The following is a 22,336-nucleotide window of genomic DNA, read 5'->3' on the forward strand; positions in this document are numbered from 1 at the left end:
TTCTCCTCGTATAGAAAAGGAACTGCACACGGTCAATTTCTCTCTGATTGGCATCCAACCATCATTAGTATAGCCCAGCCAAAATGGCAAGTCAAAATACGCGGCGTGCCAGGGGCTGCCATCCCCCTCCTTAACCCTCGGTTGCGCCCGCCGGGGAACTGGGCTACACTTTCTTAACAAACCTTTACTTGCGCGTTCAAAAGGCAGGGGACGTTGGAACCAGAAGAGATCACCAGCATTGGCATAGAAATTTCCGGCGGCAGGCATCCCTTCACCTTCCTGGCGGTCGACGATACCTGCCGGCTGCTGGCCCAGGGCAGCGGCCACCTGGAAGATGTGTTGGCCTTCTGCGCCGGGCAGACCGCCGCGCGCGTGGCCGTGAATGCCCCGCCCCGCCCCAACCAGCAGGTGATGGCCCACCAGGAAACGCGCCAGAGCCTCTTCCCCGACCTGTCGCCTGGGCGCTGGACGCAGCTGCGCCTGGCCGAATACGAGCTGCACCAGGCGGGAATTTCCATCCCGCGCACCCCCAGCCAGCCCGAAGACTGCCCGGCCTGGATGCGCCTGGGCTTTAAGCTCTACCATCACCTGCAAGAGTTGGGCTACCAGCCGTACCCTGGCGAGGCCGAGCGCCAATGGCTGGAAACTCAGTCAAACGCGGCCTACTGGTCACTGATGAATCACGCCCAGCCCTTTCACGAAAAAACCCTGGAAGGCCGCCTGCAGCGCCAGCTTGTTCTTCACCAGATCAGCCTGCCGGTCAGCGACCCGATGCGCTTTTTTGAAGAGCTCACCCGCCACCGCCTGCTCAACGGAATTTTGCCGCTGGAGAGCATTTTCTCCCCCGAAGAATTAAACGCCTGGGCCGCCGTCTACACGGCCTGGTGCTCCATCCACCACCCCGAAAACCTCGTCCGATTTGGCGACCCGCAAGAAGGCGTCATCTACCTGCCGTTTCGCCCCCAAGAGAGCAACACCCGCCGCGCCTTCAGCGACGTGGGGTATTAAAAGCATTCTCCGCACCAACCTCCGTCTTCCATAGGGATGAGCAACCTGGTATTGAAAGGGTGTTTTCTTCACCCTTCCCTGATTTCATCGGGGAAGGGTCGCGCCACAAGCGCGGGGATGGGGTTTTCACAGCAGGAATTCGGGCAAAATGGTGGGTTGGCTGCGTTGGATGTTCCGCGCAGCACCGCAGGTATATCCATCTCGCCGCGGATTCGCAGCCAACGCCACCCTACGCCCGCCGGTTGGGTGGTTGGAGAGTTCTTCACCCTTCCCTGATTTCATCGGGGAAGGGTCGCGCCACAAGCGCGGGGATGGGGTTTTCACCACTCCACATTCGTAATCTCCAACCAGGCTTCTACCGGGTTCGCCTGCGTGCCAAGCCTCACCTGCCCGTCCGGCCGGAACGCCGCAAACTGATTATCCACCCACAGCACCAGCCCCATCCGGCCGCGCGGGGAGAGGCGCGTTTCAAAGCGCATCTCACCGTCCACCGCGAAGCGCACCCCCTCAGCCCGCCATTCCAAACGGTATTCATGCCACGCGGTGAAATCCAACTCCAGGCGCGCAGAATCTTCCTTCACCAGCCAGCGCGCCGCGCGGCGCATCCGGCGTGCCAGCGGAGGGAGCACCAGCCCTGCCAGCAGGGGCGCGGCGGGCAGCAGGCTCCAGGCCGGCAGCTGCGCCGCCTGGAACACCCCCATCAGCATCCCGTTGGCGGGCAAATCATCGCGCAGGGAAAGGTAATTGTCGTCGGAAGCGTGAAAAAACCAGGCTGTTTGCGGCAGGGCGGGCAGCCGGCGGCGCGCGCCCCCCACACCCAGCCCCATGCTGAAGGGGTCATTCCACAGGCCGAACCCCCAGGTGCCCGGCAGACCCTGCGCCGAGACGCGCGCCCGCAGGCTCAGCGCCAGCGGAGCCACGTGCCGGAAGGCCTTGCGCGGCAGATCCATGTAATCATCCAACTGCGCCCAGCGGTACGCGCCCGCCGCCCCCGGCGGAATGGATAGCCGCCAGCCGTTCTCAACCGGCGTAACCTGCGCGCCGGCGGTCAGCCGCGTGGATAAGAACGTGTTGTTCATTATTCCTGATAAAAAAAGAGCGGGGAGAACGTATCCCCGCCCTTTGCCAATCATACAATTTGGGGCAAAACCAGCGCCCACACCAGCCACCAGCCGATCATCATTCCGCCAATGCCCATGCGCGCCGCCACCGACCAGCCGCAGCCCAGCGCCATGCTGCGCGTCGAGTCCAGCGCCTTGCGCCAGTCGCGCACGCGGATCACCTCCACCACGAACAGCGCCAGCAGAGCGGCCACCAGTCCGCCAAACGGAGGCACCAGCAGGCTGCCGGCCACCGCCGCCACCAGCGCCGCCCCAATTCCCAGCCAGCTGGCTCCCTGCGCGCGCGCGCCCGCGCCCATAAGGATATTGTCGATCACGTTGCCAACCAGCATCAGAATGGTGATGAAAGCGAAGAGAACGCCCGACTGCCAGGTGAAACCGGTAACCAGGCCGTAGACCAGGGCTGCCGCCCAGATGATCGTCAGGCCGGGAATGACCACCACGACCAGCGAGAACAGGCCGCCCAGCATGGTGGCAAAGGTGATCACCTGCAGTGTAAATGTGCCGACGGAAGTCCAATCAACCATGAAACCTCATTTTTCTGCGCGGATCACATCCACGCCGCCCATCCACGGACGCAGCACTTCGGGCACCACAATCGAGCCGTCCGGCTGCTGGTAGTTTTCCAACACCGCGATCAAGGTGCGCGGCAGCCCCAGGCCCGAGCCGTTGAGAGTGTGCACCAGGCGCGTTTTCGATCCATCCGCCGGGCGGTATTTGATGTTCGCCCGCCGCGGTTGAAAATCGCCCACTTTCGAAACCGAAGAGACCTCCAGCCACTCGCCGCAGCCGGGCGCCCATACTTCCACATCATAGGTAACCGCCGCGTTAAAGCCCAGGTCGCCGGTGCAGAGCTGCACCACACGGTAGGTCAGGCCCAGATCGCGGCAGGTTTGCTCGGCATCGGCCAGCATCTTATCCAGCTCCGCGTCCGATTGTTCGGGCGTGCAGTAGATATACATTTCCACCTTGTCGAACTGGTGGCCGCGTTTAATGCCGCGCACGTCGCGCCCCGCGCTCATTTTTTCGCGGCGGAAGCAGGGGGTGTAGGCGGTGTAGCGGCGCGGAAGCTGGTCTTCGGTAAACACATCGTCAATGTGAATGCCGGTCAGCGGCACTTCGGCAGTCGGCACCATCCAGAAATCTTCTTCGTGGTCGCGGTAGAGATTATCGGCAAACTTGGGAAGCTGCCCGGAGGCGTAAAGCGTGTCGCCCTTCACCATGAAGGGGGTGTATTTTTCTTTGTATCCCTGGCGAATGTGCAGGTCGAGCATCCAGGCAATCAGCGCGCGTTGCAGGCGCGCGCCCGCCCCGTTCAGCACATAAAAGCGCGATCCGGTGATTTTTACGCCTTCTTCAAAATCAATGATGTCCAGCTCGGTTCCCAGGTCCCAATGCGGTTTGGGCTCAAAATTGAACTGTGGTTTCTCCCCATGCTGGCGCACCACCACATTTTCGCTTTCGTCTTTACCCAGGGGCGTGCGCGCGTCGGGCAGGTTGGGAATGCCAGCCACCAGCGCCTGCAGGTCTACGTCCACCTGGCGCACCTGCTCATCCAACGCGCTGATGCGGTCGCCCACCTCGCGCATCTCGGCAATTTTAGCCTCGCGCTCGTCTTTCTCTTTCATCCGGCCAATCTCTTTCGAGACCCGGTTTCGCTCTGCTTTTAAGGTTTCCACCTCGGTCAGCAGGCCGCGCCGTTTCACGTCCAGCTCGGCCACCTGGTCAACAGCGGCGGTATCCATCTGGCGCTTGCGCAGCGCCTCGCGCACCACGTCGGGGTTTTCGCGGATCAGGGCAATATCTAACATGTTAATCTCCTTATGATGAAATAAGTACCTGACTCTGAATAAAAAATCACCCCGCTCGTGCAGGACGAGGGGGGCGACTCGTGGTGCCACCTGCATTTACCGCGTCTCTCGCGGCCTTATTCTGGCGATAACGGATGCCTCCGTCCCTCTTACAGCGATGGGGATCGCTCCTGCGAGGGATGCCGTTCCGGGAAGAACGCCGGGGTGGAATTTTCCGCTTGCCAGCTCGCACCGACCGCTGGCTCTCTGTGTGCGGGAAACATATCCCCGGGCTGGCAAGATTCTTTTATTGGAATACTCTGCATTATACCTGTCTGGCTTGCCTTGTCAAGCGCGCTGGTTTTCTGGCGTTATTTCCGCTTTTTTGGCTCCACATCCAACCGGTAACCAACGCCCCGCACCGTCTTGAGATAGCGCGGATGACGGGCGTCTTCTTCCAGGGCCTGGCGCAGCCAGCTAACGTGCACATCCAGCGTGCGCGTGTCGCCCGTGTACTCGGTTTCCCACACCACCCGGAACAGGTCCGTGCGCTCAATCACCTCGCCCGGCCGTTCCATTAAGGCGCGCAGCAGCATCACCAGGCGCGGCGTCAATTGCGCCTGGCGTTCCTGGCAGCGTGCCCAGCGGTGTTCCACATCCAGATGAATCGGCCCCACCTTTAATAAATTCTGGTCGTCGGTGGGCAGCAGAGGGCGCATGCGGTTGAGCAGCTTTTGCAGGGTAAACGGCTGGGCCAGAACCACATCCGCGTCCAGCCGCTCCATATGATCGTAATCCGCGTCCACCACCAGCAAAATCGGCACGCCCGGCGCGTCGGCGCGAATGGATTGGCAAATCCGCTTTCCACTGGTGCGCATCGAAGCGGCATCAACCAGCACCACGTCCGGCAGGCTGGTCTGCAGACGTTCAGAGGCCAGCTTTCCGGTTCCCACGCTTTCCACATCGAAACCTTTGCGCGTTAGCCCGGAAAAGAAAGAAGGATGGTCTGAACGTTTGCCTTCAATGAGCAGGATTTTTCCCCTCGGTCTTGCCAATCGAACGCTTGCCTTTCTCGACCGCCGCGCAAACCGCGCGGCAGTGCGGGATGAAAACTTTCACGTATTATATACACGTTTCCCCTGTGCCGGGGAACTCGAAACGAACCAAAAAAGGAAGAACGCCTTTCAATATTGTTAATCCCAACCCATTAAGGATGGGATATTCAGCAAAAGGTTAAGAAACATTTCTTAAATGTTAAAAGGTTTCACTTATTATACACGATATTGACCATCTTTATTAACATCCATCTTGTTCGCGCCGGTGTTTTCCCCCGCCGCAGAACAATTCATGGAATGTTGCAGTCCCTTCGCCTGCGTGTTAGAATTAAGCAGATTACAATTCCAGAGAGAAAATCTCGGGAAGGGACTGGCTTATGACCGGTATGATTGAAGTGGTAATTGATAGTTTAAGAGTATCCCTCACCAACCAACAGCGCATCGTTGTTTTGCGAGAAGTGGGGCGGGAACGCTATTTGCCCATCTGGATCGGCCCTTATGAAGCCGAAGCCATCACCATTGCTTTGCAGGAAATTGAAGTGGCCCGCCCGCAGACCCATGACCTGCTCAAAAATTTCTTAACCTCGCTCAACGCCCGCCTGGTGCGGGTGGAAGTCAGCAGCCTGCGAGATGATGTTTTTTACGGCAACCTGGTCATTGAAACCAACGGGCAAATTATTAATATCGATTCGCGCCCGTCAGACGCGCTGGCCCTGGCCGTGCGCGCCCATGTTTCGATCCTGGTTTCGCGTGAAGTGATGGATAAAGCCGGGGTGATCCCCGAAGAAAACCTCCAGGAACCGGCCGAAGAACAGCCCAAGCTGCCCGAATCCAAGGCTCCCAAAGAACCCGCTTCCGGCAGCTCGGAAGACCGGCTTTCCGTATTCGAAGACTTCCTCTCCAACCTGGAACTGGACGACTCATCTGAATCGGGGGAAGATGACGAACCGGATGACGATCAAGACAAATCCTGAGCAGCAGCGCTTAACCATTCAACCGGGGCGTTACCTTTACCCCGGTTTTTTACACTCCGCCCGCTTCGCGTGATCAAACATGACCGATTCTATTCCTGTCGACGAACAGATCCCCCTGGACGACCAGATAAAAGGCCCTCCGCACAGCCGCCAGGCTGAAGAGGCTGTTTTAGGTTCCGTTCTGATCAACCCCGAATCGTATTACGATGTGGCCCAGTTTCTGCAGCCCGATGATTTTTACATCATCCGCAACCGCTGGATTTGGGAAACCTTTAACCGCCTGCATGAGAGCCGCCGGCCGATTGACTATTTAACCGTCACCGAAGACCTGGCCCAACAGGCCCATCTCGAAGAAATGGGCGGCCCGGCCTACATTCTCTCGCTCATCAACCAGACCCCCACCTCGCTGCACGCCGAAGCCTACGGCCGCCTGGTTGAAGAAAACGCCATTCGGCGGCGCATGCTCACCTCGGCCAACGAACTGGCCCGCCTGGCCTACAACCAGCAAAACTCGGTCGACACCATCCTCAACGAAGCCGAAAAGCAAATTTTTGGTCTCAGCGAGCGGCGCGTGCAGCGCGATTTGCAGCCCATCTCGCGCGTGCTCTCCGAGGTCTACGACCGCGTGGACCTGCTCTCGCGCCGCGATGACGACATCTACGGTGTGCCCACCGGGCTGATCGATCTCGACTACCTGCTGGGCGGTCTGCAAAAATCGGACCTGCTGATCATCGCCGGGCGCCCCGGTATGGGTAAAACCGGCTTCATGCTGGGCGTAATGAAAAACGCCGCCCAGAAGCACAAGAAACACGTCGCCATGTTCTCGCTGGAAATGTCCAACGAGCAGTTGGTGCAGCGTCTCATCGCCCAGGAAACCGGCATCGACACCCAGCGCCTGCGCAAAGGCCAGCTCAACGACGAAGAGTGGCCGTTATTCACCCACGCCATCGAAGTTCTCTCCCAGACCCACATCTTCCTCGATGACACCCCCGCCATTACCCCCCTGCAGCTGCGCACCAAATGCCGCCGCCTGCACATGGAGCACAACCTCGACCTGATCATTGTCGACTACCTGCAGTTGATGAGCGGTGACTCGCGCAACGACAACCGCGTGCAGGAAGTCTCGTACATTTCGCGCAACCTGAAAATCATGGCCCGCGAGCTGAACGTTCCCGTGCTGGTGGGCGCGCAGCTTTCCCGTGCCGTGGAACAGCGCGCCGACAAAAAACCCATCCTCTCCGACCTGCGCGAATCGGGCAGTCTGGAGCAGGACGCGGACATCGTCATGTTCATCCACCGCCCCGAAATGCTGGAAAACGAAAGCCCCACCAAGAACATCGCCGAGATCATTGTGGCCAAGCACCGCAACGGCCCCACCCACGGCGGTATTCAGTTGGTGTTCTTAAACAACACCGCCCGCTTTGAAAACGCGGCCACGCCCGCCCGCGGCCAGACCCAGAGACCGGCATGAACGTGTTTAATGGTTTTGCCAGCAGCCCCAATCAGGCGCCCACCCCGGTTCCGGCCGCCTTCTTCAGCGAACTGCTGCCGCAGATTGATCACCTGGCAGAGCTGAAGGTAACCCTCTACACCATCTGGTTTCTCTTTCAGCAGGAAGGCCATATTCGCTTCATCACCGAGGCCGACTTTTTGGACGATGAGTTATTGATGAGCGGTCTGGCCGAAACGCCTCAGTCCGCTCAGGCCGCCCTGCGTGAAGGACTGGAACGGGCCGTGGCCCGCGGAACGCTGCTGCGCGCCTTCGATTCGCATCAAGAACCGCTGTACCTGCTCAACACCGAGCGCGGCCGCGCGACGATCAAAGGTTTGGAGAAAGGCGCCTGGTCGCCCGAAAGCATCCCGCACGCTCACATTCACCTCACCGCCGACCGGCCCAACATCTTCCGCCTCTACGAAGAAAATATCGGCGCGCTGACCCCCATCATTGCCAACGCGCTCGAAGATGCCGAAAAAACCTACCCCACCCAATGGATTGAAGATGCCTTTCGCATTGCCGTGGAAAACAATGTGCGCCGCTGGCGCTATATCGAAGCCATCTTAAAATCCTGGCAGGAGGAACAACGCGATGGAACCAATAGACGAGACTCTCAAGAAAATCGCCAACGCTACGTCCAGGGCAAATACGGAGACATCGGCGACTACTGAAAACACTCCCCGCGCATCTGCTTTCCCCGGCGACCCGAACTGCCCGCTCTGCGGCGGCATTGGCTTTATTCGCCGTGATCTGCCCATCGACCACCCCGACTTTGGCAAGCTGACCATTTGTCCCTGCCGCCAGCAGGCCGTGGCGCAAGAAAACCTGGAACGGCTCTTCCGCCTCAGCAACCTGGAGGCCTTCTCCAATATGACCTTTGAAACCTTCAGCCCCACCGGCAGGCACGGCTTGGGCGATAAGCAGATCGCGTCTCTCTCGCTTGCCTTCAACCAGGCGCGCTTCTTTGCCCAATCACTCACCGGCTGGCTGCTGCTGTTGGGCGGCTATGGCTGCGGAAAAACCCACCTGGCGGCCGCTGTGGCCAACCAGGCCGTGCGCGAGGGCGTGCCCACCCTCTTCCTCACCGTGCCAGACCTGCTGGACTGGCTGCGCTACTCGTACGGCAGCACCGAATCCAATTTTGAAGAGCGCTTTGAAGAGATCCGCAACATTCGCCTGCTGGTGCTGGACGATTTGGGCACCCAAAACGCCACCGCCTGGGCGCAAGAAAAGCTCTACCAAATCATCAATTACCGCTACACCAACCGCCTGCCGCTGGTCGTTACCACCAACCTCGAGCTGGACGAGATCGAAGGCCGCGTGCGCTCGCGCCTCGAAGATAAAGACCTGGTTAACAAGGTTCAAATCCTCGCCCCCGATTACCGCATCTCCACCGAAGAGCAGCCCGAGCAGATGAAGCTCTCTACTCTCTACCAGCACAGCGAGCGCACCTTTGGCACCTTTAACCTGCGCGAGAAAGAAAACCTCTCCACCGATGAAAAACGCAGTCTGGAAAAAGCCTTCATCGCCGCCCAGGAATTTGCCGAAAACCCGCAGGGCTGGCTGGTGCTGATGGGCGATTACGGCACCGGCAAAACCCACCTGGCCGCCGCCATTGGCAACTGGCGCGCCGGCATGGGCGAGCAGCCCATCATGCAGGAGGTAACCGACCTGCTCGATCACCTGCGCGCCACCTTCAACCCGCGCAGCCCGGTGTCGTACGACAAAATCTTCAACCAGGTGCGCGACGCGCCCCTGCTCATCCTCACCAACCTGGAGACGCAAACCGCCACTCCCTGGGCGCGCGAAAAGCTCTACCAGATCTTCAACCACCGCTACTACGCGCGCAAGCCCACCGTCATCACCACCGTCTACTCGATGGAAGAGATCGACGCGCGCATTCGCAGCCGCCTGCTGGACGAGCGCCTGTGCAAGATCAATAAAATTCTGGTGCCGCCCTACCACATCGGCCCCGCCGGCGAAAAGCAGCGCGCCCCGCGCCGCTCAACACGCGCCCCCAAATAAGCAGGCTGGCGCGTAAAACGGACAGGCTTCTCCTTGACGCGCGCCCTTGATGCTCGTAGAATCAAAATACAATTGAATAACGCTTATTGACCGCCTCTCCCCCGGATGGGAAGGCTAATAAAAGGTGAAACCGGTTCAAGTCCGGTGCTGTCGCGCAACTGTAAGGAGACGCCCTCTCCAAGCCAGGTCATCCTTCAATAAGCTGTTCGCCACAACCTCGCAGAAAGGAGGTGGGAACCGTGCGGCGCAGATTTTCCCACGCAAGAAACGCATTGTCCAACCTCCCTGTCTTCCAAGGCAGGGATTTTTATTTGCACAGCCGCCTGGGCACAAAAACGAGACCTGTTACCAACCGCCAGAGAACATCAAACCAATGAAAAGGAAAAGTCAAAAATGAAACGCCGTTTTGTGCCTGTCTTACTCTTTACCCTGCTCAGCCTGCTGCTGGCCAGCTGCGCGCCCATCGCGCCTACCAGTCCAACGGCTGTCCAGCCAATCATCCTCACCGACGCCCTCGGACGTGAGGTCAGCCTGGCGCAGCCCGCGCAAAAGATTGTCTCCACCGCCCCCTCCAACAGTGAGATTCTCTTCGCCATTGGCGCGGGCGCGCAGGTCATCGCCCGCGATGACTTCACCAATTACCCCCCCGAAGCCCTGGACCTGCCCTCGGTGGGCGGGATGAGCGGCTTTAACCTGGAAGCCATCACCGCTTTACAGCCCGACCTGGTGCTGGTGGCCGAAATCAACACCGCCGAAGATGTGAAAGCCCTCGAAGACCTGGGCCTCACCGTCTACATGGTTCCCAACCCCACCGATCTGGAAGGCCTCTATACCAACCTGGTCAACGTGGGCAAGATGACCGGTCGCGAAGCCGAAGCCGCCGCCCTGGCGGAAGAGCTGAAAGCCCGTGTGGAAGCCGTTACACAGGCGGTGGCCAGCGTGGAAACCCGTCCGTCCGTCTTTTATGAGCTGGACGGCTCCGACCCCGCCAAACCCTGGACCAGCGGTCCCGGCACGTTTATTGACCTGCTGATCAACATGGCCGGCGGGCAAAACGCCGTAACCGTAGACAGCCCCTGGGTGCAACTCTCGCTGGAGGAATTGATCGTAACCGACCCCGATTTTATTCTGCTGGGCGACTCCACCTGGGGCGGCGTAACCCCCGAAATGGTGGCCGAACGCGCCGGTTGGAATGCCTTATCCGCTGTTCAGAACGGAAAAGTGCTGCCCTTTAATGACGATCTGGTGGGCCGCCCCGGGCCACGCCTGGTGGATGGCCTGGAAGAACTGGCCAAAATCCTCCACCCCGACCTGGTGAAATAAACATGCCCATGCTCACTGCCCGCCGTATCCCGCTCATTCCCCTGCTGTTGCTGGCAGCCTGCCTGATCGCCAGCGTGGCGGTGGGCAGTGTCTTCATTCCTCCCACCACCCTGCTGGGGTTATTGGGCGCTCGTCTCAGCGGCCAAACCATCCCCGCCGACTGGCAGCCCTTTGCCGCCATCATCTTTGACCTGCGCTTACCGCGCACGGTTCTCATCGCCCTCACCGGGGCGGCCCTGGCAGGCAGCGGCGCGTCGTACCAGGGGCTTTTCCGCAATCCACTGGCCGACCCCTACCTGATTGGGGTGGCTTCTGGCGCGGGGCTGGGCGCGGTTCTGGCAATGAGCGTGCGCTGGCCTTATACCCTGTGGGGGCTGCTGGCCATTCCCACCTTTGCCTTTCTTACCGCCCTGCTCACCGTGCTGGTGGTGTACCAGCTGGCGCGGGTGGGCGCTACCCTGCCCATCACCAACCTGATTCTGGCTGGCGTGGCTATCAGCTCTTTTACCACCGCTCTCACCTCTTACCTGATGATCAACGCCAGCGGTGAGCTGCGCCGCGCCCTGGTCTGGTTGTTGGGCGGCGCCTCGCAGACTGGCTGGCAGCCGGTGCTGGTTATTTTTCCCTTCATTCTTGTGGGCCTCGGCATTCTTGCCAGTTTGGGGCACGCCCTGAATGTTCTGCAATTTGGCGATGAACAGGCCCAACAGTTGGGGCTGCCGGTCAACCGCGTCCGATGGCTGGTGATTCTGGCCGCATCGCTCACCACTGCCGCGGCGGTTTCCTTTGCCGGCATCATTGGATTTGTGGGCTTGATTGTGCCCCACACCGTGCGCCTCATCTGGGGGCCCGATTACCGCCGCCTCATCCCGCTTTCGATTGTTAACGGCGCGACGCTCTTGTTGTGCGCCGATATCCTCGCCCGCCTGGTGCTCGCCCCCCGCGAAGTGCCGGTGGGAATTATCACCGCGATGGCCGGAGCGCCTTTCTTTTTGTGGGTGCTGCGCCGCGCGAAACAACAGAACTATTGGTGATGCCATGCTCCATGTAAAAAACCTGAGTGTCTCTTATTCCGGCCAGCGCGTTCTCAGCCATATCGACTTGCGCGTCGCGCGCGGGGAAATTTTGGGCGTGATCGGCCCCAACGGCGTGGGCAAATCGACCCTCATCCGCGCCCTGAGCGCGTCCATCCCCGTTGAGCAGGGGACGGTAACCGTGTTGGGGCAAGATGTCTCCACTCTGCCCACAGACGCGCGCGCCCGCCTGATCGCCGTTGTGCCCCAGGCCCGCGCCCTGCCGCCCGCCTTCACCGGCTGGGAAGTGGTCTTGCTGGGGCGCACCCCCCATATTGGCTGGCTGGGCAACCTTTCTGCCCACGACCAGGAGATTGCCCGCCTGGCCATGCAGCGCACCGATACCCTGCACCTGGCCAAGCGCCATGTGGCCGAAATGTCCGGCGGGGAGCAGCAGCGGCTGCTGCTGGCGCGCGCTTTGTGCCAGTCATCGCCTGTGCTGCTGCTCGATGAGCCCACCACCCACCTCGACCTCAAGTACCAGTACAACCTGCTCGATCTGGTGCGCCGCCTGGCGCGCGAAGTCGGGCTGACCATTCTGCTTACCCTGCACGACCTCAACCTGGTCTCGCGCTACACCGACCGCGTGGCCCTGCTGGTGGACGGCCGCCTGGAAGCCCTCGATACCCCCGCGAAGGTGCTCACCGCCAGCCTGTTGAGCCGCGCCTACCAGATTCCGCTCATTGTCATCGCCGACCGGCAGAGCGGTCAGGCAGCCATCTTGCCGGCCTCGCGCGCGTCCTGAGAATTACCCGCCAATTCCTTTCTCGCCGCCGGCGCGGTTCGCGGTATACTTGGGCAGTATGCACATCCAAACCTTACTGATTGACCTCGACGATACCATCTACCCGCCCCGCGACGGCATCTGGGACGCCATCGGCACGCGCATCAACTCCTTCATTCATAACCAGATCCATCTCCCTCCCGAACAGATATCCCAGCTTCGCGACCGTCTGTACCTTGAATACGGCACCACCCTGCGCGGCCTGCAGATCGAATACGGCATTGACCCCCACCAATATCTGGACTACGTCCACGATATACCGTTAAAGGAATTGCTCACCCCCAACCCGCGCCTGCAAGACGTTTTTTCCAACCTGCCGCAGCGCAAAATCATTTTCACCAACTCCGACCGCAACCACTCGACCCGCGTGCTGGATTTCTTCAATATCCGGCCATATTTTGAGCGCATTATCGACGTTCTGGACGTGGCCCCTTACTGCAAGCCCAACCCTGAGGCCTTTGAAGCCGCCTTGCGCATCGCGGGCGTCTCCGATCTCTCCGCCTGCGCCATCGTCGACGACAACGTTCGCAACATTCAGGCTGCCGCGCAAATGGGGCTGTTCAGCGTGCATGTGGGCCCGCCAGAAAAAGCACCCGCCGCCGCCCACCGCAGCATTGCCCGCATCGAAGACCTGCCCGCCGTCCTGCAAAACCAAGCCTAATCCTTCACGCCCTGTTTTTTCACAGTCTATGGCCATCCTCCAGCTTACCCCCTCCCAAGCGCGCCGATACCTGCTCCAATACCAGGGGCTTTACCCCGCGGCCAAATGGCAGGGGAAAAGCGGTATTATGGCGTTCATCCGCAAAGTGGGCTGCGTGCAGTTCGACCCGCTCAACATTGCCGGCCACAACCACGAGCTGGTGCTGCACGCGCGCGTCGAAGATTTCTCCCCCGCCGATTTGAAATCCCTTTTATATGAAGACCGCCGCCTGCTGGACGGCTGGGACAAGATGATGTCAATTTACTGCGTGGAAGACTGGCCGTACTTCCAGCGCTATCGCGACCATTATCACCGCCGCCTGAACGCCCCGCACCGCCCGGCCGCGGACGTGCTGCCGCAGGTGCGCGCTGCCCTGCAAGAGCGCGGTCCGCTCTCTTCCAAAGACCTGGATATCAACCACACCGTGGACTGGTTCTGGGCCCCCACCCGCGCCGCGCGCGCCGCCCTGGAAAGCATGTACTATTGGGGCGAGCTGGTCATTCACCACAAAATTCACACCCGCAAGGTCTACGACTTTGCCCACCGCTGCCTGCCAGCCGGCCTGCTCAACACTCCCGATCCCAACCCACGCGATGAAGATTATTTCGCCTGGCACGTCGCCCGCCGCGTGCGAAGCGTGGGCCTGCTCTGGAACCGCGCCGGAGACGCCTGGCTGGGCATTCTCGGCCTGAAAGCGAGTCAACGCGAAGCCGCGCTGCAGCGCCTGGCCGCAGACAAGCAACTGGTGGAGATAGCCGTGGAAGGTATTCCCTACCCCTTCTACGCCCCCACCGAAAGCCTGCCCCTGTTAGAATCCATCCCTGATCAGAACGGCCTGCCCGACCGGGTCTCGTTTTTGGCTCCGCTCGACAACCTGCTGTGGGACCGGCGCATGATTCAGGCGCTGTTCAATTTCAATTACCGCTGGGAGGTGTATAAGCCGGTTACAGAACGCCAATACGGCTACTATGTTCTCCCGGTTCTGTTCGGCGAGAACCTGGTGGCGCGCATTGAGCCGCGCCTGGAGAAGAAAACCCGCGAGCTGGTGGTCCTCAACTGGTGGTGGGAAGAAACCCGTCCGCCACGCGCGCTGTTTCAGCCTCAGCTTCAGGCCGCCCTGCAGCGTCTGGCGTCTTTCCTCAGCGCCAAATCCCTGCGCTTATCGCCCCAGGCCAGCCTGTCGTTGGAAATGGAGCCCAATCCATACTTTGCCGAATAACCTTTTGCATGCTCTTATCCATAATTTAGAATCTTATGATAGGCTTAAGCAGTACAATGCTTGATAAATTATCGGAGATACGCTGAATGAAAACTCGCAGCATTTTTTTAATCTTGCTCATGGCCGCCATCACCCTGGCTGCATTTCTGGGTGGGGCACTGGCAGGCTGGGCATACCTGGCGTACCAGAACGGCAGCCCCGCAAATCTCAATGGGGGGTCCTTATTCTCACAACTCCCCTGGAACAAAAGTGAAGGCGATGCTCCCACCACCGAGGAAATCTTTGCACCATTTTGGGAAGCATGGGACATCGTTCACAGGGATTATATCGACCAGCCGGTTGATGACGTCGCCCTCATGCGTGGGGCCATCCGCGGCATGCTGGCTGCCCTGGGCGACCAGCATACCAGTTACATGGACCCGCTTGAATTTGAACAGGCCAACCAGCCGCTCAACGGCAGCTACGAGGGCATTGGCGCGTTTGTTGACACCACGCAGGAGTACCTGACCATCATCAGCCCTATGCCCAATTCCCCCGCGGAAAAAGCCGGGCTTAAACCCGATGACCAGATCATCGCCGTGGACGGAGAGGACATCACCCAGCTGGCTCCCGATCTGGTTCTGCGCCGCGTGCTGGGGCCTGCTGGAACGGTTGTGGTGTTGACCATCCAGCGCGAAGGCGAGGCCGAACCATTTGATGTTTCCATCACTCGCGCGGAAATCGAGCTGGCCAGCGTATATGGCGAAATGGTGGAAGGCGAGAATATTGCCTACATCCAGCTCACCACTTTCGGCGAGCGCACCCGAGAAGAACTGCGCAGCTCGCTGGAAGAGCTTTTGGCGCAGAACCCCGATGGGTTGATTCTGGACCTGCGCTACAACGGCGGCGGCTACCTGAATACCGCCATCGACGTGATTTCTGAGTTCATCCCCAAAGACGAACTGGTAATGATTGAAGATTACGGCAACGGCCAGCGCGAGATGTACTATTCGCGCGGCGGAGGCCTGGCCACCCAGATTCCTCTGGTTGTGCTGGTCAATGAGGGGTCTGCCTCCGCCTCCGAAATCACCGCTGGCGCCATTCAAGACCTGGAGCGCGGCCTGCTGGTAGGCACCACCACCTTTGGCAAAGGCTCGGTCCAAAATTGGATTCCGCTCAAAAATGAACAGGGCGCGGTGCGCGTGACCATCGCTCGGTGGTATACTCCTGATGAGCGCCAGATCCATGAAGTGGGCATTGAGCCCGATTTTTCAGTGGAAATTACGGAAGAAGATGTTGAGAACAACCTCGACCCTCAGCTTGAAAAAGCCGTCGAGCTGCTTAAGGCTCAATCGTAGTTGGTGGATCACCCGCAAGACCGCAGCGCACGTCAAGGCGCGCATTCTCTCCAGCGGTATTCTGCGTTTCTTAATTGACAGTTCAGGGTCAGCAGTGTATAATTGATCCTCGCTGAAAAAAATCGATGGGAGTGTGTTTAATATGGAATCTAACGTTGTGGCGAATGAAGATCGCCCAGAAATCAAGCCAAAGATGCAATTTACAGGTAAGGTGATGAAAACCAGCCTGGCGGGAGCATTGATCGACGTCGGTGTGGGAACGCCGGCGGTGATGCATGTCTCGCAGATGATTAACACGAATGACCCCAAAGTGGTGGTCAATCGTGTCGACGAAGTCCTCAAAGAGGGCGACGAGGTTGAAGTTTACGTTCACCGCGTAAAAGACGACCACATCGAATTGACCATGATCAAACCGCTGGACCTGGAATGGCGCGAGATCAAAAAAGGCATGACCGTCAAAGGCAAAGTGGTGCGCCTGGAGAAATTTGGCGCCTTTGTTGAGATCGGCGCCGAGCGCCCTGGCCTGGTTCACATCAGTGAAATGGCTCACGGCTACGTCCGCCAGCCCTCCGACATGCTCAAAGAAGGCGATGAAGTTGAAGCCGAAGTTTTGGAAGTCAACCGCCGCAAGAAACAAATCAAACTGAGCATGAAGGCCCTCCAGCCGGTGCCCGAAGAAAAAGAAGAAGCCCCCGTTTCTGCCGGCAAGAGCCAGCAGGCGTTTGAAACTGGTGAAAGAACCGCCCGCGCTCCGCGCACCAGCGCCCCGCGCCCCAAGAAACCCCGCAAACAGCGTGAAAAATTTGACGGCGGCGAGATTTCTTACGAGTTCAACAGCACGCCCGAAGGCAAAACCGAGCCGACCTTCATGGAAATCGCCATGCGCGAAGCCATGGAACGCGCCAAGAGCCGCAAGCAGCAGGCTGAACGATCCAAACGCGAAAAATCAGTTTCTTCCGAACAAGAGAAGATTCTGGCTCGCACGCTGGAACAGAAGAGCACCGAAGAGTAACATCTGGGGAAGATGGCCCCCAACTCGCCATCAAACCACATACTCCCATTCGCTCAAAGCAATTTGGCCCCGATGAACTCGGGGCTTTTGCTTTTATCACCCTCACATCACAGGCCGAGTATCACCAACGTCCTCTCTTTTCAGTTTTTTGCAAAACAGGTGCGCTTGCGTAGAGCAATCGGGTTTACAATAAGCAGCGAGTTATCAATTCGTGCCTACCCACTCAGGAGTCACAATGAAGAAATATACCATTCTCCTTGCGGGCGCCCTTTTGTTGGGCTTGCTGCTGGCAGCCTGCGCGGCCCCCGCGCCCGCCGTGGAACCTACTGTCGCCCCACCGGCAGAGCTTCCCACCGCCACCCTGGCGCCTACATCAACGCCAACCACTATTCCCCCTACCGCCACCCCTTTGCCAACCGATACCCCCGAACCCACGCCCACCCCTCAACTGGCCCTGGAAGCGGACGGTTTCTCGGCCTGGTGCCTGCCGCAAGACTCTCTGGACGACCCGGCCAGCTTTGCCATGCCCGAATACGCGCAGGTGGCACAAATCGTAGACGGCCTGCCCGAACTGATTACCGAAGTGAAAAGCTGCACCTTTTTGTTCCAGTTCAACCAACCTGCCCCCGCAGGGCTGGTGCTGGAAATGTACGACACCCGCGAAACGCCCTTCTTAAGTTTTGAGCTGCAAACCAACCCAGACGAACCGCGCCAGGCCCTGGCCTATTCGGTTAATCCGTATGTCATCGATCCTCCGTTTTGGACCATCGACTACAATTTCGTCCTGCGCTCGGCCGGCGGCGACACCCTGTGGGAAAGCCCGGTGCGCTTCCGCCGCGGCTGGACGCCCAAACTGTGCTGGGGCGGCGTTTGGCCCGACCCGGCCACCCTCGACTGCCCCTGGCTGGGAGAAGCGCACCCCTGGGATGCGTGGTATGGGTTTGAAGAGCCCTACCCCGACGGGATTCGCTGATCCGAGTTAACGCTCTTGCAAACTGCTTGAAGTATGGTAAACTAACTCTGTTAAGTCAAACAACCCCGCAAGTTCTAAAGCTTGACCGAAACCGGTAAAAAAAAACGGTACACGTCAGGCTTTATTTTTGGTGATGCGCGTATGAATGTGTTTTTACAACATCAACAGTTTGACCATAAGAACCGACTCAACCACACGATGGGGAGGCGCCGATAAAACGGCCCTCCCCATTTCCTTGTTAATCTGGGGTCGATCTGAAATCTATTGTTTTTAGAGGAGACAAGCATGGAAACAAAATATATTTTCTTCACCGGCGGCGTAGTCAGTTCGGTGGGCAAAGGCGTTACTGCCGCTGCCGTCGGCCGGTTATTAAAAGAACGCGGCTTTAAGGTTGCCGTCCAAAAACTGGACCCGTACATCAATGTCGATCCCGGCACCATGAGCCCTTACCAGCACGGTGAGGTCTTCGTGCTGGACGACGGCGCCGAAACCGACCTGGACCTGGGTCACTACGAACGCTTTATTGATATTCGCCTGAACCACGTCTGCAACATCACTACCGGCCAGGTCTATGCCGAGGTGATTCAAAAAGAGCGCCGCGGAGATTACCTGGGCGGCACCATTCAGGTCATCCCCCACATCACCAACGAGATCAAGCGCCGCATCGGCCTGGTGGCCAAAACCACCGGCGCCGAGATTGTGCTGGTTGAGGTGGGCGGCACGGTGGGTGACATCGAAAGCCAGCCCTTCCTGGAGGCCATTCGCCAGCTGCGCGGCGACTTGGGGCGCGAGAACACCCTCTACATCCATGTAACCTGGCTCACCTATATTGGCGCCACCGGCGAGCTGAAAACCAAACCCACCCAGCACTCCGTGCGCGAGCTGCGCTCCATCGGCATCTCACCCGATATTATCGTCGCCCGCTCCGATTTCCCCGTGGAACCCTCGCTGCTCGACAAAATCGCCCTCTTCTGCGACGTGGAAAAACGCGCCGTGGTGCCCATGGTTACCACCTCCACCCTCTACGAAGTGCCGCTTCTCTGCGAGCAGGTCAAGATCGGTGAATACATCCTGGAGCGCATGCGCCTGGAAGCGCGCACCCAGCCCAATTGGAACAGCTGGAAGAAACTGGTGGAAGAGATCCACCGCGAAAAACCGGTGGTTAAAATCGCCCTGGTGGGCAAATATGTTGAACTGCACGACGCCTACATGAGCGTGCGCGAAGCCCTTAAACACGCCGCCCTGCACTTGGGCGTGGACGTGGACATTCAGTGGGTGCATTCCGCCGACCTGGAAAAGAACAAAGGCTGGGATGATATCTACGCCGCCGACGGCGTGCTGGTTCCCGGTGGGTTCGGCAGCCGCGGCATTGAAGGTAAAATCATGGCCATTCGCCACGCCCGCGAAAACAAAGTCCCCTATCTGGGGCTTTGCCTGGGCATGCAGTTGATGGTGGTGGAATTTGGCCGCCACATTTTCGGCGACGACAAAACCAACTCCACCGAGTTTGACCGCACTGCCTCCCACCCGGTGATCGACCTGCTGCCCGAGCAGCGCACCATCAGCGATATGGGCGGCACCATGCGCCTGGGTCTTTACCCCTGCCACCTGCAGCCAGGTACCCGCGCTGCCCAGGCCTACCAGGTGGAAAAGGTGGAAGAACGTCATCGCCACCGCTTTGAATTTAACAATGATTACCGCCAGGTTTATGAAGAACAAGGCATGCTCTTCTCCGGCCTGTCACCAGACGGCACGCTGGTGGAGATCTGCGAACTCAAGGACCACCCCTTCATGATCAGCTCACAGTTCCACCCCGAATTTCTCTCGCGGCCGAACCGCCCCCATCCCCTGTTCAGCGCCTTTGTGGCCGCCGTGTGCGAGCGTGCTGGCGTGGAGACCCGCCCACTGGCCATCGGCATGCCAGACGAATCCGCCTGATCTTAGCCGGCAAAAGGCGTTGGTGATATTTTTCACAATATTTTAAGATTGAAAAGTTGCCCCCGCCCCTCCACGAAAGAAAAACCATATTATACTTATTCTGTCAATTCAACAAGTCTCTGCGGTGAAGAGACCGCCCAATAATTAATAACTGAGAGGTAAAAAAAATGGACACCACAATTGATATGATCACTGCTCAGCAAATCCTCGACTCACGAGGAAATCCCACCATTGAGGTGGAGGTTGTTCTGACAGACGGAAGCTGGGGTCGTGCCGCGGTTCCCTCCGGCGCCTCCACTGGCATTCATGAAGCGCTCGAACTGCGCGACGGCGACAAAAGCGTCTACCTCGGCAAAGGTGTTCTCCAGGCCGTTGAAAACGTCAACGATACCATCGCGGAAGCCCTCTTCGGTTTTGACGCCACCGATCAGCGCGCCATTGACCTGACCCTGCTCGAGCTGGACGGCACCCCCAACAAATCCAAACTGGGCGCCAACGCCATTTTGGGCACCAGCCTGGCCGTGGCCAAAGCCGCCGCCAGCGCCGTTGCCCTGCCGCTCTACCGCTATATTGGCGGCGTGCACGCCCACGTGCTGCCCGTGCCGATGATGAACATCCTCAACGGCGGCGCGCACACCGGCTGGCAGTCCACCGACGCCCAGGAATTCATGGTCATGCCCTTGGGCGCGCCCAACTTCTCTGAGTGTGTGCGCTGGGGCGCTGAGATCTACCACGCCCTCAAAGGCGTTCTCAAAGCCCACGGTTACACCACCCTGGTCGGCGACGAAGGCGGCTACGCCCCCGCGCTCAAATCCAATGCCGAAGCGGTCGAACTGATCCTCGAAGCCATCGAAAAAGCCGGCTACAAAGCGGGCGAACAGGTTGCCATCGCTCTCGACCCGGCCGCCTCCGAGTTCTACGACGCTGATGAAAAATTATACAACCTGCGCAAAGAAGGCAAGAAGCTTTCCTCCGAGCAAATGGTTGCCTTCTGGAAGAGCTGGGTTGACCAGTATCCGATTGTCTCGGTCGAAGACGGCTTTGCCCAGGATGATTGGGAAGGCTGGCAGATGTTCACCGCCGAAATGGGCGGGCGCATCCAGATCGTTGGCGACGACCTTGTGGTTACCAACCCCAACCGCATTCGCCGCGCCATTGCCGAAAAATCCTGCAACTCGCTGCTCGTCAAACTGAACCAGATTGGCTCGTTGACCGAGACCATCGAAGCCGTGGAACTGGCTCACCGCGCTGGCTGGACCACCGTGACCTCCCACCGCTCCGGCGAAACCGAAGACTCCACCATCGCCGACCTGGCCGTGGCCCTCAACACCGGCCAAATCAAAACCGGCGCCCCCGCCCGCTCTGACCGCGTGGCCAAATACAACCAGTTGCTGCGCATCGAAGCCGAACTGGGTGAAACCGCCGTCTTCGCCGGCTGGAACGCCCTCAAACAGGCTCACAAGTAATTTCTGCCGCAAGAATCAAAAAGCGCGCGGGCAATCCCGCGCGCTTTTTTCATGCCATCAGCGCGGAGAATCACAAATCCAGTTTTAATTCTTTATACCCTTGCTGGTAGGCCGTCAGCATTTTCTTGGCCAGATCCTGAGGGCTGATCGCGCTGGGCGGCGCCTTGAAGGGCACTTTATCCCATAAGGCGGTCTTCACCGCGCCGGGGCGCACCACCACCACCGTCCGGCGCAGATCCTTTTTCATCACCTCGGCCAGCGCCTCCACCCCGGACTTGGCTGCCGCGTACGCGCTCAAGCCCGGCAGGCGCATGCGCTCGCTCACCGCGCCCAGAATATACAGGGGAGCTCCAGGTGCAAGCAGCGGCAGGCTGTATTTGGCCGTCAGATAAACGCCCGTCAGGTTGGCTTGTAATATACGCTGCCAATCTTTGAGTTCCATTTTCTCCAGCGGGCTGGAGAGAATATCTCCGGCGGCGTAGATCCACCAGTTCACTTCACCGGCCTGCTGGGCCAGCTCCTGCACTGCTCTTTGCACCGCGGCTTCATCGCTCGCGTCAGCTTCCGCCGTCCAGGTTGCCGGCCCAACGGATGAATCGCCCCGGCGCGCCACCGCCGCCACCTGCCAGCCGTGATCCACCAGCGATTCAACCAAACCGCGTCCAATTCCTCCCGACGCACCCCAAATCAGGGCTGTATCAGTCATCTTCTTTCTCCAATCGGTCAATCACATCCAGAATTTCCTGGTTCTCAGGAATATCTTTCATCGAATCGCCGTAATGGGCGTAGCGGATCATTCCCTGGCGGTCGATGACAAAGACAGCCGGCATTCTGCCCATCTTGAACAGATTCACTTCCTGGTAATAGCGGTCAGACATTTTTGATTTCACATCTGCCATGCCAATAAAGGGAATCTCGTGTTCAGCCCAGTAGCGCTTAAACCCCAGCGGACCATCTGGTCCCATCGCCAGAATTTGCGCGCCGCGCTCTTCAAAAAGTTGGTGGTCCTGACTCAACCTGGCCAGGTGCGCCCTGCAGTACGG

20 protein-coding genes, 1 pseudogene and 1 riboswitch are annotated in these 22,336 nt (G+C 59.1%); of the genes and pseudogenes, 15 read left to right on the plus strand and 6 right to left on the minus strand.

Annotated elements, in window-relative coordinates; genetic code table 11:
- The first annotated feature begins 213 nt into the window (after window positions 1-213).
- Window positions 214-1,008: a hypothetical protein gene (locus ADN00_RS04655; protein ID WP_075061783.1), complete on the plus strand. Its 795-nt coding sequence runs from the start codon at window positions 214-216 to the stop codon at window positions 1,006-1,008.
- Between the two features lie 320 nt (window positions 1,009-1,328).
- On the opposite strand, the gene ADN00_RS04665 is transcribed toward ADN00_RS04655, so the two are convergent.
- From ADN00_RS04665 to ADN00_RS04680, 4 genes are all read right to left on the minus strand, one after another.
- Window positions 1,329-2,087: a LamG domain-containing protein gene (locus tag ADN00_RS04665; RefSeq protein WP_075061785.1), complete on the minus strand. Its 759-nt coding sequence runs from the start codon at window positions 2,085-2,087 to the stop codon at window positions 1,329-1,331.
- 50 nt (window positions 2,088-2,137) lie between these two features.
- Window positions 2,138-2,656 (minus strand): DUF456 domain-containing protein, encoded by a 519-nt coding sequence (locus ADN00_RS04670; protein ID WP_075061786.1) that lies wholly within the window; start codon window positions 2,654-2,656, stop codon window positions 2,138-2,140.
- Window positions 2,657-2,662: 6 nt separating this feature from the next.
- A complete protein-coding gene (gene serS, locus ADN00_RS04675) occupies window positions 2,663-3,940 on the minus strand; it encodes a serine--tRNA ligase (RefSeq protein ID WP_075061787.1) in 1,278 nt (425 codons plus the stop codon).
- Between the two features lie 350 nt (window positions 3,941-4,290).
- Entirely contained in the window at window positions 4,291-4,974 is a 684-nt protein-coding gene (locus ADN00_RS04680; RefSeq protein ID WP_075061788.1) for a response regulator transcription factor, read from the minus strand.
- A gap of 377 nt (window positions 4,975-5,351) precedes the next feature.
- Between ADN00_RS04680 and ADN00_RS04685 the strand changes: the two genes are divergently transcribed.
- The 14 genes from ADN00_RS04685 to eno all read left to right on the plus strand — a co-directional run bounded on the left by ADN00_RS04685 (window position 5,352) and on the right by eno (window position 21,293).
- A complete protein-coding gene (locus ADN00_RS04685; RefSeq protein ID WP_201781141.1) occupies window positions 5,352-5,948 on the plus strand; it encodes a bifunctional nuclease family protein in 597 nt (198 codons plus the stop codon).
- Window positions 5,949-6,027: 79 nt separating this feature from the next.
- Entirely contained in the window at window positions 6,028-7,419 is a 1,392-nt protein-coding gene (gene dnaB, locus ADN00_RS04690; protein WP_075061789.1) for a replicative DNA helicase, read from the plus strand.
- The gene (locus ADN00_RS04695; RefSeq protein WP_075061790.1) at window positions 7,416-8,114 is read left to right on the plus strand and encodes a DnaD domain-containing protein; all 699 of its coding nucleotides are present in this window, start codon (window positions 7,416-7,418) and stop codon (window positions 8,112-8,114) included. Before dnaB ends, ADN00_RS04695 begins: the two co-directional genes overlap by 4 nt.
- Window positions 8,035-9,468, plus strand: coding sequence for an ATP-binding protein (locus ADN00_RS04700; protein ID WP_082389887.1), 1,434 nt, complete (start codon window positions 8,035-8,037; stop codon window positions 9,466-9,468). The genes ADN00_RS04695 and ADN00_RS04700 overlap by 80 nt, the downstream gene beginning before the upstream one ends.
- A gap of 69 nt (window positions 9,469-9,537) precedes the next feature.
- Window positions 9,538-9,682: riboswitch (cobalamin riboswitch) on the plus strand.
- A gap of 179 nt (window positions 9,683-9,861) precedes the next feature.
- Window positions 9,862-10,791: an ABC transporter substrate-binding protein gene (locus ADN00_RS04705; protein ID WP_075061792.1), complete on the plus strand. Its 930-nt coding sequence runs from the start codon at window positions 9,862-9,864 to the stop codon at window positions 10,789-10,791.
- A gap of 2 nt (window positions 10,792-10,793) precedes the next feature.
- Complete coding sequence (locus tag ADN00_RS04710) at window positions 10,794-11,825, plus strand: FecCD family ABC transporter permease (RefSeq protein WP_075061793.1); 1,032 nt, start codon at window positions 10,794-10,796, stop codon at window positions 11,823-11,825.
- 4 nt (window positions 11,826-11,829) lie between these two features.
- Complete coding sequence (locus ADN00_RS04715; protein ID WP_075061794.1) at window positions 11,830-12,609, plus strand: ABC transporter ATP-binding protein; 780 nt, start codon at window positions 11,830-11,832, stop codon at window positions 12,607-12,609.
- Between the two features lie 58 nt (window positions 12,610-12,667).
- A complete protein-coding gene (locus ADN00_RS04720; RefSeq protein WP_075061795.1) occupies window positions 12,668-13,309 on the plus strand; it encodes a pyrimidine 5'-nucleotidase in 642 nt (213 codons plus the stop codon).
- 28 nt (window positions 13,310-13,337) lie between these two features.
- Complete coding sequence (locus ADN00_RS04725) at window positions 13,338-14,567, plus strand: winged helix-turn-helix domain-containing protein (RefSeq protein WP_075061796.1); 1,230 nt, start codon at window positions 13,338-13,340, stop codon at window positions 14,565-14,567.
- Window positions 14,568-14,653: 86 nt separating this feature from the next.
- Window positions 14,654-15,904, plus strand: a complete 1,251-nt coding sequence (locus ADN00_RS04730) for a S41 family peptidase (protein ID WP_075061797.1) — start codon at window positions 14,654-14,656, stop codon at window positions 15,902-15,904.
- Window positions 15,905-16,046: 142 nt separating this feature from the next.
- Window positions 16,047-16,916: a S1 RNA-binding domain-containing protein gene (locus ADN00_RS04735; RefSeq protein WP_075061798.1), complete on the plus strand. Its 870-nt coding sequence runs from the start codon at window positions 16,047-16,049 to the stop codon at window positions 16,914-16,916.
- A gap of 235 nt (window positions 16,917-17,151) precedes the next feature.
- Window positions 17,152-17,889 (plus strand): hypothetical protein, encoded by a 738-nt coding sequence (locus ADN00_RS04740; RefSeq protein ID WP_075061799.1) that lies wholly within the window; start codon window positions 17,152-17,154, stop codon window positions 17,887-17,889.
- Window positions 17,890-18,174: 285 nt separating this feature from the next.
- Window positions 18,175-19,827, plus strand: coding sequence for a CTP synthase (locus ADN00_RS04745; RefSeq protein WP_075061800.1), 1,653 nt, complete (start codon window positions 18,175-18,177; stop codon window positions 19,825-19,827).
- Between the two features lie 167 nt (window positions 19,828-19,994).
- Window positions 19,995-21,293 (plus strand): phosphopyruvate hydratase, encoded by a 1,299-nt coding sequence (gene eno, locus ADN00_RS04750; RefSeq protein WP_075061801.1) that lies wholly within the window; start codon window positions 19,995-19,997, stop codon window positions 21,291-21,293.
- 70 nt (window positions 21,294-21,363) lie between these two features.
- Here the strand turns inward: eno and ADN00_RS04755 are convergent, their stop codons facing one another.
- Together ADN00_RS04755 and ADN00_RS04760 are read right to left on the minus strand one after the other, a co-directional pair.
- Window positions 21,364-21,999 carry an SDR family NAD(P)-dependent oxidoreductase gene (locus tag ADN00_RS04755; RefSeq protein WP_075061802.1) on the minus strand — a complete coding sequence of 212 codons (636 nt, stop codon included), beginning with the start codon at window positions 21,997-21,999 and terminating at the stop codon, window positions 21,364-21,366.
- Window positions 21,992-22,324: pseudogene (locus ADN00_RS04760) on the minus strand (peroxiredoxin family protein); the annotation flags it as partial. The gene ADN00_RS04755 and the pseudogene ADN00_RS04760, both read right to left, overlap by 8 nt.
- Between the last annotated feature and the right edge of the window lie 12 nt (window positions 22,325-22,336).

The organism is Ornatilinea apprima (genome assembly GCF_001306115.1).
Classification (GTDB): Bacteria; Chloroflexota; Anaerolineae; order Anaerolineales; family Anaerolineaceae; genus Ornatilinea; species Ornatilinea apprima.

Bases quoted from the DNA above. Each gene is read 5' to 3' on its own strand.
- ADN00_RS04665 (WP_075061785.1), bottom strand. From the start codon at position 2,087: ATGAACAACACGTTCTTATCCACGCGGCTGACCGCCGGCGCGCAGGTT.
- ADN00_RS04670 (WP_075061786.1), bottom strand. From the start codon at position 2,656: ATGGTTGATTGGACTTCCGTCGGCACATTTACACTGCAGGTGATCACC.
- serS (WP_075061787.1), bottom strand. From the start codon at position 3,940: ATGTTAGATATTGCCCTGATCCGCGAAAACCCCGACGTGGTGCGCGAG.
- ADN00_RS04685 (WP_201781141.1), top strand. From the start codon at position 5,352: ATGACCGGTATGATTGAAGTGGTAATTGATAGTTTAAGAGTATCCCTC.
- dnaB (WP_075061789.1), top strand. From the start codon at position 6,028: ATGACCGATTCTATTCCTGTCGACGAACAGATCCCCCTGGACGACCAG.
- ADN00_RS04695 (WP_075061790.1), top strand. From the start codon at position 7,416: ATGAACGTGTTTAATGGTTTTGCCAGCAGCCCCAATCAGGCGCCCACC.
- ADN00_RS04700 (WP_082389887.1), top strand. From the start codon at position 8,035: ATGGAACCAATAGACGAGACTCTCAAGAAAATCGCCAACGCTACGTCC.
- ADN00_RS04705 (WP_075061792.1), top strand. From the start codon at position 9,862: ATGAAACGCCGTTTTGTGCCTGTCTTACTCTTTACCCTGCTCAGCCTG.
- ADN00_RS04710 (WP_075061793.1), top strand. From the start codon at position 10,794: ATGCCCATGCTCACTGCCCGCCGTATCCCGCTCATTCCCCTGCTGTTG.
- ADN00_RS04715 (WP_075061794.1), top strand. From the start codon at position 11,830: ATGCTCCATGTAAAAAACCTGAGTGTCTCTTATTCCGGCCAGCGCGTT.
- ADN00_RS04720 (WP_075061795.1), top strand. From the start codon at position 12,668: ATGCACATCCAAACCTTACTGATTGACCTCGACGATACCATCTACCCG.
- ADN00_RS04725 (WP_075061796.1), top strand. From the start codon at position 13,338: ATGGCCATCCTCCAGCTTACCCCCTCCCAAGCGCGCCGATACCTGCTC.
- ADN00_RS04730 (WP_075061797.1), top strand. From the start codon at position 14,654: ATGAAAACTCGCAGCATTTTTTTAATCTTGCTCATGGCCGCCATCACC.
- ADN00_RS04735 (WP_075061798.1), top strand. From the start codon at position 16,047: ATGGAATCTAACGTTGTGGCGAATGAAGATCGCCCAGAAATCAAGCCA.
- ADN00_RS04740 (WP_075061799.1), top strand. From the start codon at position 17,152: ATGAAGAAATATACCATTCTCCTTGCGGGCGCCCTTTTGTTGGGCTTG.
- ADN00_RS04745 (WP_075061800.1), top strand. From the start codon at position 18,175: ATGGAAACAAAATATATTTTCTTCACCGGCGGCGTAGTCAGTTCGGTG.
- eno (WP_075061801.1), top strand. From the start codon at position 19,995: ATGGACACCACAATTGATATGATCACTGCTCAGCAAATCCTCGACTCA.
- ADN00_RS04755 (WP_075061802.1), bottom strand. From the start codon at position 21,999: ATGACTGATACAGCCCTGATTTGGGGTGCGTCGGGAGGAATTGGACGC.